This window comes from uncultured Pseudoxanthomonas sp., from assembly GCF_947498795.1.
Classification (GTDB): Bacteria; Pseudomonadota; Gammaproteobacteria; order Xanthomonadales; family Xanthomonadaceae; genus Pseudoxanthomonas_A.
Map to the genome: position 1 here is coordinate 431,666 of NZ_CANMLQ010000002.1, position 17,189 is coordinate 448,854.

Consider the following 17,189-nt stretch of genomic DNA (forward strand, 5'->3'; position numbering starts at 1 on the left):
GATGTCGGGAATACGGTCATCGGCCGGCTTCGATCTTTTCCAGCGCGGGAATCAGCTGGTTGTCGATGATGGCCTGGTCGATGGCGCCGACATGCTTCCAGCGGATCACGCCCTGGCCGTCGACCAGGAAGGTTTCCGGCGCACCGTAGATGCCCCAGTCGATCGCGGTGCGGCCTTCGAGGTCGGCGACGACCATCATGTACGGGTTGCCGAACTGGTCCAGCCAGCGCAGGGCGTCCTCGCGTTCGTCCTTGAGGTTGTAGCCGATGAAGCGCACGCGCTTGGTAAGTGCGAACTTGGTGAGGATGGGATGCTCGACGCGGCATTCCGGGCACCAGCTGCCCCACACGTTCATCACGTAGGGCTGGCCGGCGAGGTCGGCGTTGGTGACGCGCTTGGCGGGGTCGTGCAGCAGCGGCAGGTCGAAGGCGGGCGCCGGCTTGCCGATCAGCGGGGAGGGCAACGCATCGCGCCCGGCGCGGTCCGACTGCTTCACGCCGTAGTACAGCAGGCCCATCAGGCCGACGAAGAACAGGCCGATGATGACCAGCGCGAACGTCAGCGCACCGCGCGAGCGCGGCGGCGACGGCGGGAGTTCGGATGCGTTGTTCATGCGGGACGCGCCTCTTGTTTCTTGTGGTTCCGGAACCGGCGATCGGCGGCGGTGACGAAGCCGCCCAGCGCCATCAGCGCGGCGCCGAGCCAGATCCAGCGGACGAAGGGTTTGATGTGCACGCGCAGCGCCCACGCGTCGTTGCCCAGTGGTTCGCCGATGGCGACGTAGACATCGCCCAGTACGCCGGGCTTGATGCCGGCTTCGGTCATCACCTGGCCACCGCTGGCGTAGGCACGCTTCTCCGGATGCAGCAATACCACCGGCTGGCCGTCGCGCAGTACCTGCACGTGGCCGCGGTCGGACAGATAGTTGGGGCCCCGGGTTTCATCGACGCCCTGGAAATGGAAACCCCAGCGGCCGACCTCTACCGTCTGGCCCGGCTTCACCGCCAGTTCGCGCTGCACGTTCAGGCCTTCGACCAGCAGCGCGCCGACCAGGAACACGGCGATGCCGGTGTGCGCGAGTGTCATGCCGAGCATCTCGGGCGTGACGCGGCCGTTCGCGCGCAGGCGCTGCCACAGGAAGCGCAGCGTGCCCAGGCCGACCCACGCTGCGCCGAGGATGCCGGCGGCCACCTTCAGCTTGCCCTGCGGCGCCATGAAGTACGCGATGGCGGCCAGCACCAGGGCCAGGCCGGCCCACGGCAGCAGCATCGCCGCCAGTTTGCGCGGGTTTTCGCGTTGCCACTTGGCGAGCGGGCCGAACGGCACCAGCGCCACCAGTGGCGCCATCAGCACGATGAACAGCAGGCTGAAGTACGGCGGGCCGACGGAGATCTTGCCCAGATCCAGCGCATCGGCGATCAGCGGATACAGCGTGCCCAGCAGCACCATCGCGCAGGCGGCGGTCAGCAGCAGGTTGTTGGCCAGCAGCAACGTCTCGCGGGAGCTGGCGGCGAAGTACGACTTCTCCGAGGCGTCGTCGGCCAGCTGCGGCGCGCGCAGCGCGTACAGCAGCAGCGAGCTGCCGATGACGATGCCGAGGAAGATCAGGATGAACACACCGCGCGTGGGATCGGCGGCGAATGCGTGCACGCTGGTGATCACGCCCGAGCGCACCAGGAACGTGCCCAGCAGCGACAGCGAGAAGGCGGCGATGGCCAGCAACAGTGTCCAGCCGCGGAACGCGCCGCGCTTCTCGGTGACCGCCTGCGAATGGATCAGCGCCGCGCCGACCAGCCACGGCATGAAGCTGGCGTTCTCGACCGGGTCCCAGAACCACCAGCCGCCCCAGCCCAGTTCGTAGTACGCCCACCAGCTGCCCAGCGCGATGCCCAACGTCAGGAAGCCCCAGGCCACGTTCGTCCACGGCCGCGTCCAGCGCAGCCAGCGCGCATCCACGTGGCCGTCGAGCAGGGCGGCGATGGCGAACGCGAACGGCACCACGAAGCCCACGTAGCCCACGTACAGCAGCGGCGGATGGATGATCATCCCCGGGTCCTGCAGCAGCGGGTTGAGGTCGCGCCCCTCGCCCGGCGAGGGCAGCAGGCGCACGAAGGGATTCGAGGTGAAGATGAGGAAGGCGAGGAAACCGATGGCGACCACGCCCATCACCCCCAGCACGCGCGCCATCACCACCGGCGGCAGGCCACGCGAGAACAGGGCCACGGCACCGGTCCACAACGCCAGCACCAGCGCCCACAGCAGCAGCGAGCCTTCGTGCGAGCCCCATACGGCGGTATAGCGGTAAACCATCGGCAGCAGCGAGTTGGAATTGTCGGCCACGTACTTGACCGAGAAGTCCTGCTTCACGAATGCCACCGTCAGCGCGATGAAGGCCAGCATCACCAGCCACAACTGCGCGTAGGCGGCGGGGCGCGCCACGTCCATCCACGCCGCCTTGTTGCGGTGCGCGCCCGCCAGCGGCAGCACCGCCTGCAGGATCGCAACCAGCAGCGCCAGGATCAGCGCGATTTGTCCGAGTTCAGGAAGCATGCGTATTCCATCCCCTCGCCCTGCGTAGCGGGGAGAGGGTGCCGAAGGCGGGTGAGGGGCGAGCGGAGTTGCGGGTGTTCAGACGATCAAAGAGTGGCCGGGCGCGCGGGCTACGCTTCGTGCGCATGTGCGGAGAGCCAAAAGCGCCCCTCATGCGCCCTTCGGGCACCTTCTCCGCGCTCGCGGGGAGAAGGAAACTGTCAGCGGGCGCGAGGATCAATTCGGCGACCCCGCCGGCGCCGCCTGCACATCATGCTTCTGATGCGCCTTGCCCATCTTGTCGGCGACTTCCTTGGGCATGTAGGCCTCGTCGTGCTTGGCCAGCACGTCGGTGGCGATGAAGAGGCCGTCCTGCATGGAGCCGGTCGCGACCACGGCCTGCCCCTCCCGGAACAGATCCGGCAGGATCTTGTCGTAGCGCACCGTCAGCTGGGCGTCGCCGTCGGTGACGGCGAACTGCGAGACCAACGAGCCGGGTTCGCGCTTGAACGATCCTTTCTCCACCATGCCGCCCAGGCGGAACCGGGATTCGCCGGCTTCACCGCGCAGCACTTCGGCGGGCGTGTAGAGGTAGGCCACGTTGCGCTGCAGGGCCATCGCGATCAGCGCGGTGGCGATGCCGGCAACCACGACGGCGAGCAGCACGAACAGCAGGCGACGGCGTCGAACGGGATTCATCTGTCAGCGTTCCAGGTCGGCGGGGGCGGCGCCGCGGCGGGCATCGCGCGCCACACGTTGGCGGGCGGCGCGCAGTTCACGGCGCACCTGCAGGCGCGGGGCGAGGAAATCCCAGCCCAGTACCACGGCGAAGACGGCGTAGGCGCCGATGACGTATTCGAGGTAGCTCACGGCGCGGCCCCCTTGGCGGCGGCGAGCTTCGCTACCCAGTCCTTGCCGGCCTCGCGGCGCAGGTTGTCGGCGCGCGCACGCGCCAGCAGCGAGCCGGCGAACCAGAACTTCGTCGCGATCACCATCAGCACCAGCGGCAGGATCATGCTGTCGTCCATGCTGGATTCGCCGAACACGCGGATGGTCTGGCCCTGGTGCAGCGAGTTCCACCACACCACGGAGTAGCGGATCACCGGCAGGATCGCCACGCCGACGATGGCCAGCAGGCCCGCCGCGCGCGCGGCGTTGCGGCGGTCGTCGATGGCGCCATACAGGCCCATCACGCCGAGATAGAGGAACAGCAGGATCAGTTCCGTGGTCAGGCGAGGGTCCCAGTCCCACCACGTGCCCCACATCGGCTTGCCCCAGATGCTGCCGGTCGCCAGGGTGATGACGGTGAAGGCGGCACCCGTGGGCGCGCAGGCCATCGCCAGGATCTCGCACAGCTTGATACGCCAGATCAGTGCGATGGCCGCGTAGAACGCCATCAGGCCGAACACGAACATGCTCATCCATGCGCTGGGCACGTGGATGTAGAGGATGCGGAAGCTGTCGCCCTGCTGGTAGTCGGCCGGCACCACGAACAGCGCCTGCCACAGGCCCACGCCCAGCAGCACGATGGCGGCGAGGTAGCACCACGGCGTCCAGCGCGCGGCGAAGCGGTCGAAGGTGGGAGGCGAGCCGAGTTGGTGGAACCAGCGGACGAGAGGATTCATGCAGCCACGTTCTTCAGGTGAGGGCGATGCGGATCGCCGCGGCGGCGGCCAGGGGCGCCAGCAGCAGCGACAGCAGCAGGCCGGCGACCAGCCAGAGGAGGGCGCCGGAGGCATCCAGCCCTTGCGCGTTGGCGGCCACGGCGCCCGCGCCGAACACCAGCACCGGCACGTACAGCGGCAGCGCCAGCAGGGCCACAAGGATACCAGAGCGCCTCATGCCGACCGTCAGCGCCGCGACCACCGCACCCAGCAGGCTCAGCAGCGGCGTGCCCAGCGCGAGCGTGGCGAGCAGCATCGGCAGGTCGTTGCGCGGCAGGTGCAGCATCTCGCCCAGCAGCGGCGCGGCGAGCACCAGCGGCAGGGCAGTGGTGGCCCAGTGGGTCAATACGCGCACCAGCACCAGCCAGGCCAGCGGCACGGGGGCGAGGATCCATTGTTCGAGCGAGCCGTCCTCGGCATCGCCGCGGAACAGCGTGTCCAGCGACAGCAGGCCGGCCAGCAGCACGGCGACCCACAGCACCGCCGGCGCCACTTTCGACAACACCAGCGGCGCGGTTCCCAGGCCGAGGGCGAACAGCACCACCACCAGCAACGCGAAAAGTGCCGGCTGCAGCGCATCGCCCCGGCGGCGCCACAGCAGTTGCACATCGCGCACGATCAGCGCGCGCGCGGTCTGCAGCAGGGAGGGCGCGGCGCTCATGCCGGGCGCTCCATCACCAGGATCCGCGTCTGCACGGGGGGAGCAGCGTAGGCACCATGCGTGGTGACCAGCGCGGCACCCCCCTCGCGCAGGTGCGCGGAAATCATCCGGTTCACCAGGGTGATGCCCTCCAGGTCGAGATTGGCGTAGGGCTCGTCCAGCAGCCACAGCGGCGAGGGCGACAGCCACAGCCGTGCAAGCGAAAGCCGTTTCTTCTGGCCTGCGGACAGTTGGCGTGCGAACGCGTCCTCGTAGCCGGCCAGGCCGACCATCGCCAGGGCGTTGCCCGGCATCTGGCGCGCACGGCGACCGTGCAGGCCGCAGAGGAAGTTGAGGTTTTCCAGCGTGTTCAGGTCGGCCTTCAGCGCGGGCAGGTGGCCGAGATAGGCCATCGCATGCGCGCGGCGCGACGGACCGGCCGGCTGCCCGTCGATGTCGATCTGACCGGCATCGGCATGCAGCAGGCCGGCCAGCACCCGCAGCAGGGTGGTCTTGCCGACCCCGTTGCCGCCCTGCACCAGCAGCGCCTCGCCCGCGTCCACGGCGAAATCCAGCGGCCCGAACACTGGCTCGTCGTTGCGCGAGAACGCCAGGGCACGGGCAGCCAGCAAGGGCGGGTGGCGGGAAGCGGCGTCGGTCATCGGATCGGGCGTTCCCGGGCGGGAGCGGGGTGTCCTGTCGGATCAAACGCCCATTCTAAACGGCCGGGCCGGTCCGGCCGCCTGCGACAGACGGTCGCGGTCCGTCACCCCACCCAGTCGGTATGCGGGTCGCCGTCGGCCTGCGGCGGGCGCGGCCACATCATCCGCAGTCGCACCGGCGTGTCGGCGTGCCAGAACAGCGTGCCGCCCTGGCCGAACTCGCGCGCCAGGGCGTCGGCCTGTTCCAGCGTGGCGTCCAGCACCAGGCAGCCGTGTTCGACCATGCCTCCCTGATTGTTGCAGCCCAGCGCCGGGTGGAATGACAACCCCAGCGCGTGCAGGCGTGCGTGCAGGCGTTCCTGCGCGATGTCGTTGACCGGGCGCGGCGCCTCGCCGGGTGGCGGGTTCCACGCGGTGATGAACAGATAGCGGGTCGCCATGACCTGGCGTTCGACATCCGGCGCGGTCGAGCCGGTGCGGAACAGCCATTCCTGCCGGCCCACGGTGACGAAATAGTGCGCGGCAGCCCAGGCCGTGGCCAGCCGTGCGCGTTCCGCCTCGGGGACATCCCCGAGGGTCGCGCCGGCAGCGGGAACGCGGTGGTCGGCCATGGCCGCATCATCGCGCGTAACGCCCAGCGCGTACACTCCGCGTTCCCTTCATCGAGTGCCCGCCCCAGGATGTCCCAGCCGCAGACCAAGCTGCCCAAGGTGGGCACCACCATCTTCACCGTGATGTCGCAGCTCGCCGCCGAGCACGGCGCGGTCAACCTGGGGCAGGGTTTCCCGGATTTCGCCGTTCCGCAGCGACTGGTGGACGAGCTGGACCGCGCGATGCGCGATGGCCACAACCAGTACGCCCCGATGACCGGCGTGGCGCCGCTGCGCCAGGCCATCGCGGAGAAGGTGCTGCGCTGTTACGGCCGTGAAGTGAACCCGGATACCGAGATCACCGTGACCAGCGGCGCCACCGAGGCGTTGTTCAACGCGATCCACGCGGTGGTGCGCCCGGGCGAAGAAGTCATCGTGCTGGACCCGGCCTACGACAGCTACGAACCGGCGATCGACCTGGCCGGCGCGCGTGCCGTGCATGTGCCGCTCGATCCGCAGACGTTTGCGGTGGACTGGAACCGCGTGCGCGCCGCCATCACGCCGAAGACGCGGTTGCTGATCATCAACAGCCCGCACAACCCGTCCGGCGCGATGTTCGACGAAGCGGATATCCGCGCGCTGTCGGCGCTGCTGGAAGGCACCGGCATCTACCTGATTTCCGACGAGGTCTATGAGCACATCGTGTTCGACGGCCGCCGCCATGAATCGATCCTGCGGTATCCCGAGCTGGCCGCGCGTGCCTTCGTCGTCTCCAGCTTCGGCAAGACCTACCACTGCACCGGCTGGAAGATCGGCTACGCCATCGCGCCGCCGACGCTGAGCGCGGAATTCCGCAAGGTCCACCAGTACAACGTGTTCTGCACGTTCGCGCCGGCGCAGCACGCCTTCGCCGCGATGATCCGGCAGGAACCGGAGCACTACGAGCAACTGGGCGCGTTCTACCAAGAGAAGCGCGACCGCTTCCGCGAGCAGCTGCTGGGCACGAAGTTCGTGCCGCTGCCGGTGCCGGGCGGCTATTTCCAATTGGTCGATTATTCGGCGGTCAGCGACCTCCCGGATGCCGAGTTCGTGAAGTGGTTGACCGTCGAGCATGGCGTCACCGCGATCCCGCTGTCCCCGTTCTACGAAACGCCGCCGACCGGCCAGCGCCTGGCGCGACTGTGCTTCGCCAAGAACGAGGCGACGCTGGATGCGGCGATCGCGCGGTTGAAGGCGCTGTAAGCGGATACGGAGACACAGATGCAGGACCTCCGCATTTCCCTCGTCCAGGGCGAGACCCGCTGGCACGATCCGGCGGGCAACCGCGACTACTACGGCGCGTTGATCGCGCCGCTCGCCGGGCAGACCGATCTAGTGGTGTTGCCGGAGACTTTCACCAGCGGCTTCAGCAACGAGGCCATCGACCAGGCCGAAGGCATGGACGGCGCCACGGTGGCGTGGATCCGCGAGCAGGCGGCGACGCTCGATGCGGCGATCACCGGCAGCGTGCAGCTGCGCACGGCGGAAGGCGTATTCAACCGCCTGCTGTTCGCCACGCCCGACGGCGATCTGCAGCACTACGACAAGCGTCATCTGTTTCGCTACGCCAACGAGCACATGCGGTATGCCGCGGGCAGCGAGCGGTTGACGCTCGAATGGAAGGGCTGGCGGATCAATCCGCTGGTCTGTTACGACCTGCGCTTCCCGGTGTTCGCGCGCAACCGGTACGACGTGGAGCGGCCGGGACAGCTGGATTTCGATCTGCAGCTGTTCGTCGCGAACTGGCCGGCGCCGCGGGCGTATGCGTGGAAGACGCTGTTGCGGGCACGGGCGATCGAGAACCTGTGCTACGTGGCCGCTGTCAATCGTGCGGGTACGGACGGCAATGGGCACGCGTACAGCGGCGACAGTGCGGTGATCGATTTCCTGGGGCAGCCGGTGGTGGAGTTGCCGGCTGGCGAGGGGGTGACGACGTCGACGATCTCGGCGGCAGCGCTGGCGGCGCATCGGGAGAAGTTCCCGGCGATGCTGGATGCGGATCGGTTCGAGTTGCTCTGAGCCAGGCTTTCAAAGCCCCTCTCCCTGCGGGAGAGGGGTTGGGGTGAGGGGCAACGAAGACCGAGTCTTTAGGCCGCCCTTGGCTGTCACCACATCCGTGGCGCCCCTTAGTTCGATGGCCTTGCGGGATGGGTTTACTTTTTCCGACGCATGGTGCCGCTCGCCGCGGAGGGCCCTACTTTGACCAGCCATTCGGCTGTTGAAGGGCGTTTCTTTGCTTGTGCAAAGAAAAGTAGGCAAAAGAAACACCCCCCGGCGGTCCGCCCGCCGCTGCGCGGCGGGTTCGCAGTCCCGACGGGAATTTTCGGCCAGGGCATCCTGCCCTGGCCCAAAACGGCGCACATCCTTGTGCGCCGCCCCTGCGGGGTTTTACCCGCCGCGACTGCCAGACCTAAGGGGCCCAAGAGCTGCTTCCGCTGTTGCTCACGCTTTCCGGGTCCCCATGAGGCACGGCGAGTGGGCCGGGTACAACCCGAAGGGCGCCGTCATGGATGACGGCGTTTTCGTATGGCACATGGATGTGGCTTACGAAAATTCCCGGCCCGCTCGCGGACCCGGAGCGAAGCGCAGGGCGTGCCGCCTGGGGTGTGTTTCTTTGCTCCTTTCTTTGCACAAGCAAAGAAAGGAGGCCGCCGCGGCGAGCGGCGCCATGTCTAGAAAAGAAAATCTGTCCCGCAAGGCCAACGACCCCAACGGCATCGCGGATATGGTTACAACGCAGGGAAACTTGAAGGGACGAACTTCGTTACCCCTCACCCCAACCCCTCTCCCGCAGGGAGAGGGGCTTACGAGCCTCAGTCGGCGTCAGCCTGCCTTCGGCGGCAGGATCTGGCACACCGCCTGGCACATCACCAGCACACGCCCGGCCTGGTCGCGAACCTCGCCGGCGAGGAACAGCTGGTTGCGCGTGCGCTCCACCAATCGCGCGTGACACACGATGTGCATCAGTTCGGGCGTCACCGGTCGCAGGTACTGCGTATTGAGCGAGGTGGTCACGCTCGGCGGCGCGATCAGGTACGAGAACGGCCCCAGCGTGTTGTCCAGTGCGGCCACTATGAAGCCGCCCTGCATGTGCCCGATCGGATTCTGATAGCGAGGCAGCACGGGAAAGCGCATCGCCAGCGACTGGCCTTCCACGTATTCGACCGGCTCGCCCTGCATGTCGATCAGGCAGGGCGGCGGAATCTGCAGCGGCGCGCCGGCGGGCAGTCGCGCACTCAGCAGGGAGTTGATGTCGGTCGCGGCGTCGCTCATCGGGTGAAGCTCAGCTCGAACGAAGTGAAGAAGGGCGCGCGAGGCGGCGTGGACAACGTGCTGCCATTGATCCGCTTCTGCACGCAGATCGCCAGCGGCGTACCGCCTTCCCGCCAGGTGCGCACCACCTTGCCCCCAGCGTCCAGTTCCGCCACCACCACGAACGGCGAGGTATCCGCCGTCGGTGTGGCGCAACCGGCGATGGCGGTCTCCAGCGCGACGCCCTGCGCATCGCGCATGGCGGTGGCCTGGGCGACGGGCAATGACGCTTCGTCCGCGTCCGCCCGCTGTTTGGCGCCGGTGTAGTCCGTGGGCGATTGCGCGTGCGCCAGTGAGGTGACGCACAGTGCGCAGGCAAGCAGGACAGCGCGCATCGTCGACGGCCTGTTCATGGCGCCTTCGGCGGCTCGATGCGCCAGATCTTGCCGTCGTCCTCGTCGGTGACGACATAGACATGGCCGTCCGCATCCACGCGCACGTCGCGCACGCGCTCGCCGATCTCGTTGAGCAGGCGCTCCTCGCCGACGATCTTGTCGCCCTGCAACGTCAGGCGGATCAGGTTGCGCTCGGCCAGGGCGCCAATGAACAGGCTGTCGTTCCATGGGCTGCCGGTCTTGCCGGTCAGGAACGCCATGCCGGACACGCCGGGCGACTTCTCCCACAGGTGGTAGGGCTGTTCCATGCCGTCCTTCGCCTTTCCTTCGGCTTCCGGAATCGGTTGCCCGGAGTAGTTGATGCCGTAGGTGATGACCGGCCACCCGTAGTTCTTGCCGGCCTCCGGCAGGTTGATCTCGTCGCCGCCGCGCGGCCCGTGTTCGTTCTGCCAGATCTTGCCGGTGCGCGGATCGCGTGCCATGCCCTGCATGTTGCGATGGCCGAAGCTGTAGATCTCGGGGCGCGCATCGGCGCGGCCGACGAACGGGTTGTCCTTGGGCACGGTGCCGTCCAGGTTCAGGCGCACCAGCTTGCCCTGCAGCTTGCCGAGGTCCTGCGCGGTGGGGCGCTGGTTGCGTTCGCCCTGGCTGATGAACACATGGCCGGCATCGTCGAACACGATGCGCGAACCGAAATGGTTCGGGCCTTCCAGCTTGGGTTCCTGCCGGTAGATGACCTTGACGTCGGCCAGTGCATCGCCGGACAGCGTGCCGTAAGCGACGGCCGTGCCGGCGGTGCCGTTCTCGCCGGGTTCGGCGTAGCTCAGATAGATGCGCTGGCTGCTGGCGAAGTCGGGCGCCAGTACGACATCGAGCAGGCCCCCCTGGCCGGTAGCCCACACCTTGGGTACGCCAGTGATCGGCGCGGATACCGCCCCGTCCGCGCCGACGCGGCGCAACTGGCCGCTGCGTTCGGTGACGAGCATGGCGCCATCCGGCAGGAAGGCCAGGCTCCACGGGTGGTCGAGGCCGCTGGCGAGACGGGTGACGCGGATCTGGCCCTGCGCGCTGGCCAGCGTCTGCGACGGCTGGTCTGCGGGTGCGGCCTGCGCGGCGGCGGGCGCCGACGCCCTGGCCGCATCACCGTTGGCCGAGGAATCGCAGGCGGCCAACGGCAGGGCGAGGAGGAGGGCGGTGGCGAGTCGATGGTGGGCGTTGCGCAACGTCGTATCTCCTGTGGGGGAAGTCAACGGTAACCGGCGGCCTGCAGCTCGAACAGTTCGGCGTAGCGGCCGCCGGCGGCCATGAGTTGTGCGTGCGTGCCGCTGGCTTCCAGCCGCCCCTGGTCGAGGACCAGGATGCGGTCGGCCATGCGCACGCTGGAGAAGCGGTGCGAGATCAGCACCGCGGTCCGATTGTCCGACAATTCCTTGAAGCGTTGGAAGACCTCGAATTCGGAACGCGCATCGAGTGCGGCGGTCGGTTCATCCAGGATCATCACCTGCGCATCGCGCATGTAGGCGCGCGCAATCGCGATCTTCTGCCACTGCCCGCCCGACAGGTCCACGCTGTTCTTGAAGCGGCGGCCCACCAGCTGGTCGTAGCCGCGCGGCAGGCTTTCGATCACCTCGTCGGCCATGGCGCGGGCAGCGGCGGCACGCACGCGCGCATCGTCGTGCATGGCCTCGATGCGGCCGACGCCGATGTTCTCGCCCGCGGTCAGGTGGTAGCGCACGAAATCCTGGAAGATCACGCCGGTGTTGGCGCGCAGGTCATCGAGGTCGTACTCGCGCAGGTCCCGTCCATCGAGCAGGATGCGGCCTTCGTCGGGGTCGTACAGCCGCGCGAGCAGCTTCACCAGCGTGGTCTTGCCGGCGCCGTTCTCGCCGACCAGGGCCAGCACTTCGCCCGCGTGCAGTTCGAAGTCGAGATGCCGCACCGCCCAGCGTTCGGCATCGGGATAGCGGAAGCCGACGTTCTCGAAGACGAAGCCGCGGGTGATGGGACGCGGGACCGGTACGGCATCTTCAGGTGACGTGATCTCCGGCTCGATCTCGAAGAAGGAGAACAGGTCGTCCAGGTACAGCGCCTGGCCGGCCACCTGCGAGAAGCCGATCAGCAGCCCTTCCAGCAACTGGCGCAGGCGCAGGAAACTGCCGGCCAGGAAGGTCAGGTCGCCGATGCTGAAGTCGCCGCGCACCGTGCGCCAGGCGATGTAGGCATACGCGACGTAATACCCCAGCGTGCCCAGCGCGGCGAGCACCGTGCCCCACAGCGCACGCCGGCGCGCGAGCGCGCGGTTGGCGAGGAAGAACTTCTCCGCGAGCGTGCGGTAGCGTTCGATCAGGAAGCGGTGGAGATTGAAGATCTTCACCTCCTTCGCGGTTTCCACGCTCGCGCCCATCTGCCGCAGGTACTCCAGCTGGCGCCGTTCGGGCGTCCACTGGAAGTTCAGCGAATAGCCCAGCGCATTGAAGTGCGCCTCGCCAACGAAGGCCGGGATCAACGCGATCGCGAGCAGGGCGATGAGCCACGGCGCGTAGACCAGCAGGCCCGCAGCAAACGCGACCACGGTGATGGCATCCTGTACTTGGCCGAACAACTGGCTCATCAGGTTCATGCGGCCCATGGTCTGGCGGCGCGCACGGTCCAGCTTGTCCTGCAGGTCGGGGTCTTCGAAGTCCTCCAGGTCGAGAGTGGCCGCATGCGCCATGAGCCGCACGCTGGTCGCGTTGGTGAACAGTTCCGACAGCAGCGCGTCGGCGTAGCTGACCAGGCGGCCGAGCAGGTCGGAGCCGATCGCCAGCGCGAACTCCAGCGCCAGGAGCGTGGCCAGCGTGTCCAGCTGCCCGCTGCGCCACGCTTCGCCGAGCGATCCGAAGTCCAGGCCCAGCCCGACCAGCCGGATGGCTTCGTCGATGATCAGCTTGGCGATGTAGAGCGTCACCACGGGGACGAACGCGCGCACCAGGCGCAGGCCCAGGCTCGCCAGCGTCAGCGTGCGGCTGGTCTGCCAGATCTGGCGCAGGAACGGGCCGAGGTTGCGCATCGCATCGAAGCGCTCGCGCAGGTTGGGCGTGGGATTGCGTGCGGGCGCGGCATGCGTAGGGGCGGACGGCATGCCCGGATTGTGCCCGGTCGTGGGGTCGTCGTCAGTGAAGGCCGCCGGTCGTCCCGGCGTCCCCGCGGCGCACAGCGTCAGCGTGTCGCCAGCGTCGGTGCCGGCGACCGGATGTCCAGCATCTGGCCGGCTTCCACACGTTCGCCGCCCCGTACGACCAGGCGATCGCCCGCCTTGATCCCGGCGCCGACCTCGACCAGGCCGTCCAGTTCCGTCCCGGTCGTCACCGGCACGCGTTCGGCCTTGCCGGCGGCATCCACCCGCATGACGAAGTCGCCCTCGCGGCGCAGGATCACCGCGTCGCGCGGCACCGCGATCACCGTGCGCGACGGGGCGGTGGGCAGGCCCACGTCCACCGCGGTGCCGATGGGAATGTCCATGCCGTCCACCGCGATGCGCAGTTCGAGCTGCCGCGAGGCTTCGTCGCCCACCGGCACCAGCACGCTGACGGGATAGGCGCGTTCTGTGCCGGCGTTGCGCACGCGTACCTCGGTACCGGGCGACAGATGGCGGGCCAGGTCGACCGGTGCGCGGACGCGGACTTCCTGCGCGCCCGTGTCCACCAGGCGCGCGACCGAGGCGCCGGTGACCAGGTATTCGCCCGGTTGCGTGTGGCGCTCCACGACGATGCCGTCGAACGGGGCGCGGACGGCCATCTGCGCCCGCTGATGGCGGAGCTGCGCGAGTTGGGCCAGCACGCGTGCCCGTTCCTGGGCCAGCACGTCGCGATCGGCGCGCAGCTGCTCGTACTGCGCACGCGCGATGTTCTGTTGTTCCGCCAGCTGCGCGTAGCGCTGTTCCTGCCGGGTGGCCAAGGCGAGTTGCGTCTGGATGCGCGCAAGATCGGCCTGGCCCTCCTGCTCGCGCAGGCGCAGCGCGGCGTCGTCGAGCACGGCCAGCGCCTGTCCGCGGCGAACACGCTGGCCGACCTCCGCGACGTCGACGACACGGCCCGTCTGGTCGCCTGCCACGCGCGCATCGCGACGACTGATGACACTGCCCGGCGACCACTGGTGCGGCGCAAAGGCCGTGCTGACGGCGGGTGCGACGCTGACGATGGCGGGCGGCGATGCCTCATCGGGTGGCGCGCTGGCTTCGGCCTCCCGTTTCATCCACGGCAGGACGAGGACGCCCGCGAGTGCGGAGGCGAGCAGCAGTTTGGGCAGGGGACGCATGGGATTCTCCAGCACAGGGTCAGGAAGCGGCACGGGGAAGCGCGAACGCGTCCTCGGCCCGGTCGCCGCGCCGATGCGGCGTGCGTTCGCCAGCCAGGCGCAGCAGCGCAGGCACGAGCACCACGGTGAACAGCAGGCTGAGCGCGACGCCACCGACCGACACCGCGGCCAGTCCGCGATAGATCACCGCGCCGGGCCCCGGATTGATCGCCATGGGCAGCGCGCCGAGCACGCCGGTCAGGGCAGCGATCAGGATCGGGCGCAGGCGTTGTTCGAGTGCTTGCTTGAGCGCGTCGTCGAGCGATGCGCCGTCGGCCTGCGCTTCACGCGTCTGCGCCACCAGCAGGATGGCGTTGTTGATCACCATGCCCAGCAGCATGATGAAACCGATCATCGAGAGGAGATCCAGCGTCTGGCCGGCGACGAGGTCCAGGACGCGCAGGCCGGCGACGCCACCCAGCACGGCCATCGGCAGGGTGGCCATGACGAAGGCGCTGTCGCGCAGTGAGCGGAACATCGCGGCCATCAGCATGAAGAGCACGACCAGCGCCATCGCGAAGTTGATGCCCATGCTGCGCACCACCTCGCCGAGCCGGTCAGCGCTGCCGGAGATGCGGACGGCAGCATCCGGCGGCAGGCTGTCGCGCAGGGTCGGCACGATCTCCCCGTTGACGATATCCAGCGCTTCTTCCAGCGACATCGCCGCGGGAGGATCGACGGTGAGCGTGACCGTGCGACGGCGATCGATGCGGCGCAGCTGGTTCGGCGCGAGCACCGTGTCCACCTGCGCCAGGTCGGCCAGGCTCAGCACACCGCCCTGCGGCGTGGCCAGCGGGGCATCGCCCAGGCGCGCGATGTCGTCCTCGCCGTTGCTGCGCAGGATGATCGCCAGGCGGCGGTCGCCATCGAAATGCTCGCCCAGCCACTGGCCGTCGCCCAGCGTGCGCACCACCGTGCCCAGCTCTGGGCGCCGCCAGCCGACTTCGGCCAGGCGCCGGTCATCGGGACTGACGCGCAGCTCCGGGGTGCCGCCGTCGGCATTCGGCCAGGCCTGCACGTTGGCGCCGGCGAAACGCTCGGACAATGCTTTTCGTCCCGCCTCCGCCGCACGCGCCAGCGCATCGCCGTCGCTGTGCTGCAGGTGGATGGCGATGGCGCGCGCCGAGCCCCCGAAACTGCCGAACAATTCGCCTTCGCTGGCGAACGCGCGCGTATCGGGGAAGCCGACCACGATCTCGTCGCGCACGATGCGTTCGAGTTCGCCGATGTCGTCCGGATCGACCACGCGCGCACCCAGCGTGCCGCCGCCCGGCCACAGGTTGAGATACCAGTTGCTGAGCTGCGGCCCCTTATCGCCCTCCATGTACGGGCGCATGCGCTCCAGCAATGCGGGGGCGATCTCGCGGTTCACGCGTTCGGGGCTCATCCCCGGCGGGAAGTTGAAGAAGGCGTCCACCGCGGCGCGCTTCACCGGCGGCAGGTAGTCGATCTGCGGCATCAGCACTACCGCAAGCAGGGCGGGTGCGAGCACCAGGCCGCCGACCCAGGCGAGCTGGCGCGGCCGGCCTTCGGTGGTCTTCAGGGCCCAGTCGCTGAGCCGCGACCAGAAGCGATGCTGGTTCTCATCGCCAGGCCGCGTGCGCAGCCAACTGCCGGCGGCGGCGGGCAGCACCGTAACGGCGATCAGCAGCGAGATGCCCACCGCGATGGAAATGGTCAGCGCCAGGTCGGCGAAGAGCTGGCCTTCGACGTCGTCCATGAAGATGACCGGCAGGAACACCGCCACCGTCGTCAGCGTGGAGGCGACCAATGCGCCGCCGACCTGACGCGTGCCTTCCAGCGCCGCATGCGTGGCCGAAAGGCCTTGCTCGCGCAGGCGCACGATGTTCTCCGCAACCACGACGGCGGCGTCCATCACCATGCCCACGGCGAAGGCGAGGCCGGCCAGCGAGATGACGTTGAGGCTGCGCCCGGTCAGCTGCAGCACAATGAAGGTGGCGAGCAGCGAGATGGGTATCGCGCACGCGATCAGCGCGGTCGCGCGAACGTCACGCAGGAACCACCACAGGCAGCCCACGGCGAGCAGCACGCCGGCGGTCAGGCTGCCCGACAGCAGGCCGAGCGCGCGGTTGATGAAGACCGACGCGTCGAAGCTCTGGGCGATGTCCAAGCCCAGTGGCTTGAGTTCCTGCTCGCGCACGTCGGCGACGACCTGCTTCACGTCGTCCAGCGTGTCGAGCACGTTGGCGCCGCTTTCGCGCAGGATGCGCAAACCGATCGCCGGATTGCCGTTCTGGTAGGCGAAGAAGCGTTGCTCGGGACGCTTGACCTCCACCGTGGTGACATCGGCCAGCCGTACCGGCCGGCCATCGCGCCAGGCGAGGATCAGGTTGCCCAGCGCCTCGGGCGAATAGCGTCCGGCGAAGCGCAACACGTATTCACGGCGACCGGCTTCCACTACGCCGCCGGAGACATCGGTGGCGCGCGCGGCGACGGCAGCCACATCGGGAATCTGGATGCCGAGCGCCGCGGCCCGCGACAGGTCCAGGGTGATGGTCAGCTCCTCTTCCGCACCGCCATTGATCTCCACGCCGGCCACGCCATCGACGGACGTCAGACGCGGCACGATCCGGTCTTCGATGAGTTGGCGATAGTCGAGGATGTCGCCGCGCGTGCCGGGCAGCTTCTGCACGAAGAAGTAGGTCAGCGAGTTGTTGGCGTTGTCCGCGCCGGCCTGCACCACGGGCGGCGTCGCATCGCGCGGCAAAGGCTGCAGTCGATTCATCCGCGCGAGCACCTCCACCAGCATCGCGTCCATGTCGCTGCCGACGGCGAAGGTCAGGTTGATGAAGCTGTTGCCGGCGTTGACGTTGGAGGTCATCTCCTCCAGCCCGGGCAGGCCCTGCATCACTGTTTCGATCGGCTCGACGATCTCGGATTCCATCTCCTGCGGCGAGGCCGCGCGCCAACCGGTCTGGATCGACGTCTGCGGGCGCTCGATGTCCGGGAACAACTGCAGCGGCAGCTTGCCCAGGCTCAGCAGGCCGAATGCGCAGACCATCGCCACCACCACGGCGACGGCGGCGGGATTGCGCAGTGAGGCATCGGTGAGTTTCATCGTA

General features: G+C 68.4%; 16 protein-coding genes. 2 read left to right on the plus strand and 14 right to left on the minus strand.

The annotated features are described in order from the left end of the window. Positions 1–16: 16 nt before the first annotated feature. The 8 genes from Q0907_RS08180 to Q0907_RS08215 form a co-directional block, all read right to left on the minus strand. A complete protein-coding gene (locus Q0907_RS08180; RefSeq protein WP_296282728.1) occupies positions 17–613 on the minus strand; it encodes a DsbE family thiol:disulfide interchange protein in 597 nt (198 codons plus the stop codon). Next, positions 610–2,550, minus strand: coding sequence for a heme lyase CcmF/NrfE family subunit (locus tag Q0907_RS08185; RefSeq protein WP_299343150.1), 1,941 nt, complete (start codon positions 2,548–2,550; stop codon positions 610–612). The genes Q0907_RS08180 and Q0907_RS08185 overlap by 4 nt, the downstream gene beginning before the upstream one ends. A 216-nt stretch (positions 2,551–2,766) precedes the next feature. Beyond that, positions 2,767–3,228, minus strand: coding sequence for a cytochrome c maturation protein CcmE (gene ccmE / locus Q0907_RS08190; protein WP_299343151.1), 462 nt, complete (start codon positions 3,226–3,228; stop codon positions 2,767–2,769). A gap of 3 nt (positions 3,229–3,231) precedes the next feature. Further along, on the minus strand, positions 3,232–3,399 hold the full coding sequence (locus tag Q0907_RS08195) for a heme exporter protein CcmD (RefSeq protein ID WP_296282731.1): 168 nt from the start codon (positions 3,397–3,399) through the stop codon (positions 3,232–3,234). After that, the gene (locus tag Q0907_RS08200) at positions 3,396–4,154 is read right to left on the minus strand and encodes a heme ABC transporter permease (RefSeq protein ID WP_299343152.1); all 759 of its coding nucleotides are present in this window, start codon (positions 4,152–4,154) and stop codon (positions 3,396–3,398) included. Before Q0907_RS08200 ends, Q0907_RS08195 begins: the two co-directional genes overlap by 4 nt. 13 nt (positions 4,155–4,167) lie before the next feature. Then, entirely contained in the window at positions 4,168–4,854 is a 687-nt protein-coding gene (gene ccmB / locus Q0907_RS08205; protein ID WP_299343153.1) for a heme exporter protein CcmB, read from the minus strand. Continuing rightward, positions 4,851–5,495, minus strand: a complete 645-nt coding sequence (gene ccmA, locus Q0907_RS08210; protein ID WP_299343155.1) for a heme ABC exporter ATP-binding protein CcmA — start codon at positions 5,493–5,495, stop codon at positions 4,851–4,853. The genes ccmB and ccmA overlap by 4 nt, the downstream gene beginning before the upstream one ends. Positions 5,496–5,599: 104 nt before the next feature. Beyond that, positions 5,600–6,106: a DUF3293 domain-containing protein gene (locus Q0907_RS08215; protein ID WP_299343157.1), complete on the minus strand. Its 507-nt coding sequence runs from the start codon at positions 6,104–6,106 to the stop codon at positions 5,600–5,602. A 69-nt stretch (positions 6,107–6,175) separates the two neighbouring features. On the opposite strand from Q0907_RS08215, the gene Q0907_RS08220 reads away from it, so the two are divergent. Together Q0907_RS08220 and Q0907_RS08225 are read left to right on the plus strand one after the other, a co-directional pair. Continuing rightward, on the plus strand, positions 6,176–7,327 hold the full coding sequence (locus Q0907_RS08220; RefSeq protein WP_299343159.1) for a pyridoxal phosphate-dependent aminotransferase: 1,152 nt from the start codon (positions 6,176–6,178) through the stop codon (positions 7,325–7,327). Positions 7,328–7,345: 18 nt separating this feature from the next. Next, positions 7,346–8,143 (plus strand): amidohydrolase, encoded by a 798-nt coding sequence (locus tag Q0907_RS08225; RefSeq protein WP_299343161.1) that lies wholly within the window; start codon positions 7,346–7,348, stop codon positions 8,141–8,143. 804 nt (positions 8,144–8,947) lie between these two features. Here the strand turns inward: Q0907_RS08225 and Q0907_RS08230 are convergent. The 6 genes from Q0907_RS08230 to Q0907_RS08255 form a co-directional block, all read right to left on the minus strand. Beyond that, positions 8,948–9,397, minus strand: a complete 450-nt coding sequence (locus tag Q0907_RS08230; protein WP_299343162.1) for a PaaI family thioesterase — start codon at positions 9,395–9,397, stop codon at positions 8,948–8,950. After that, positions 9,394–9,789, minus strand: a complete 396-nt coding sequence (locus Q0907_RS08235; protein WP_299343164.1) for a hypothetical protein — start codon at positions 9,787–9,789, stop codon at positions 9,394–9,396. The genes Q0907_RS08230 and Q0907_RS08235 overlap by 4 nt, the downstream gene beginning before the upstream one ends. Next, entirely contained in the window at positions 9,786–10,994 is a 1,209-nt protein-coding gene (locus tag Q0907_RS08240; RefSeq protein WP_299343166.1) for a PQQ-dependent sugar dehydrogenase, read from the minus strand. The genes Q0907_RS08235 and Q0907_RS08240 overlap by 4 nt, the downstream gene beginning before the upstream one ends. A 23-nt stretch (positions 10,995–11,017) precedes the next feature. Beyond that, positions 11,018–12,892 carry an ABC transporter ATP-binding protein gene (locus Q0907_RS08245; RefSeq protein WP_299343168.1) on the minus strand — a complete coding sequence of 625 codons (1,875 nt, stop codon included), beginning with the start codon at positions 12,890–12,892 and terminating at the stop codon, positions 11,018–11,020. A gap of 77 nt (positions 12,893–12,969) precedes the next feature. After that, positions 12,970–14,067 (minus strand): efflux RND transporter periplasmic adaptor subunit, encoded by a 1,098-nt coding sequence (locus Q0907_RS08250; RefSeq protein WP_299343170.1) that lies wholly within the window; start codon positions 14,065–14,067, stop codon positions 12,970–12,972. Positions 14,068–14,086: 19 nt separating this feature from the next. Further along, entirely contained in the window at positions 14,087–17,185 is a 3,099-nt protein-coding gene (locus Q0907_RS08255; protein WP_299343171.1) for an efflux RND transporter permease subunit, read from the minus strand. Positions 17,186–17,189: the final 4 nt, after the last annotated feature.